This window comes from Burkholderia sp. E168m23 (genome assembly GCF_016586125.1).
GTDB lineage: Bacteria > Pseudomonadota > Gammaproteobacteria > Burkholderiales > Burkholderiaceae > Burkholderia > Burkholderia orbicola.
On the sequence record NZ_BCPP01001423.1, the window covers coordinates 1 to 1,198 of the forward strand.

At 67.9% G+C, this 1,198-nt stretch carries 2 protein-coding genes; one reads left to right on the forward strand and one right to left on the reverse strand.

Annotated features, from left to right (window positions below; genetic code table 11):
* Positions 1 to 743 (reverse strand): LacI family DNA-binding transcriptional regulator (locus tag JMF90_RS37845; RefSeq protein ID WP_201326420.1); only part of this gene is annotated, 743 nt, incomplete at its 3' end.
* A gap of 189 nt (positions 744 to 932) precedes the next feature.
* On the opposite strand from JMF90_RS37845, the gene JMF90_RS37850 reads away from it, so the two are divergent.
* On the forward strand, positions 933 to 1,198 hold a 266-nt coding region (locus JMF90_RS37850; RefSeq protein WP_201326421.1), incomplete at its 3' end, for an ATP-binding cassette domain-containing protein.

Below are 1,198 nucleotides of genomic sequence, written 5' to 3' on the forward strand. Positions count from 1 at the left end.
AGGTCGTTGGTCGCGACCAGCGCGGTCAATCGCGGGTGCGCATCGAGCAGCCGGCCTGCCGCACGGAGGCCGCCTTCGATCGAATCGCGCTCGGCCGCGACGATCGACGCGTCGAGCCCCGCGTCGCGCATCACGTCGACGAAGCCGTCGTAGCGCGCCGCCTGCACGCCGCACGCCGCGCCGCCGACGATCACGCCGATCTTCTCGTGACCGAGTTCGAGCAGATGCCGCGTCGCGATCCGTCCCGCCTCGCGGAAATCGATCGCCACGCACGGCAACCCGTCGGGCGGCGCCTCGGGTCGCTCCCACAGGCACAGCACGACCGGCACGCCACGCCGCGCGACGTCGAGCAGGTCCGGCAGATGCAGGTTCGCGTTGGTCACGAGAATCCCCTCGGAGATCGTGCCGGCGATCTGGTCGAGATACGCGCGCCCCTGCAACGGATCTTCGTTCGTATTGCAGACGATCAGGAACTGCCCGTTGCGGCGTACCGCGCGCTCGACCGCCAACGCGAACTCCGGATAGAACGGGTTCGCGATGCTCGATACCATCAGCGCAACCGTCGGCGCGCGCCCTTCCGCCAGCGCCCGCGCGGCGAGATGCGGCCGATACCCGAGCGCGTCGACCGCATCGAGCACCCGTGCCCGCGTCGCGTCGCCGACCCGGCCGCGGTCGCGCAGCACGTTCGACACCGTCGCGGCCGTCACACCGGCGCGGCGCGCCACTTCATCCAGTGTTGCCATCGTTTGCCCACTATATGAGACGTCGATCCAGTATTTGCTTCGCTCACCGAAGCGGCGCACTATCGCCGGACACCTTGCCGCCCGACCAACGGGCGCGACTCGGCCGCGATCGCATCGCCCCTTTTTTTGATCGCGATGATTAAGCGCTTAATCAAGCAGTACGGCGCATTAGAACATGGAGCGGAGACAATGGCGAGCATCTCGATGCGACGCGTGCAGAAAGCCTATGGCGAGCACGCGCCGGTCATTCGCGACGTCGATCTGGAGATCGGCGCGCACGAGTTCTGCGTGTTTCTCGGGCCGTCCGGCTGTGGGAAATCAACGCTGCTGCGCATGATCGCCGGGCTCGAGGATCTGAGCGCGGGCGAGCTGTCGATCGACGGCCGCCGCGTCGACGACGTGCCGGCCGCCGAGCGCGGCGTCGCGATGGTGTTCCAGAGCTACGCGCTGTTTCC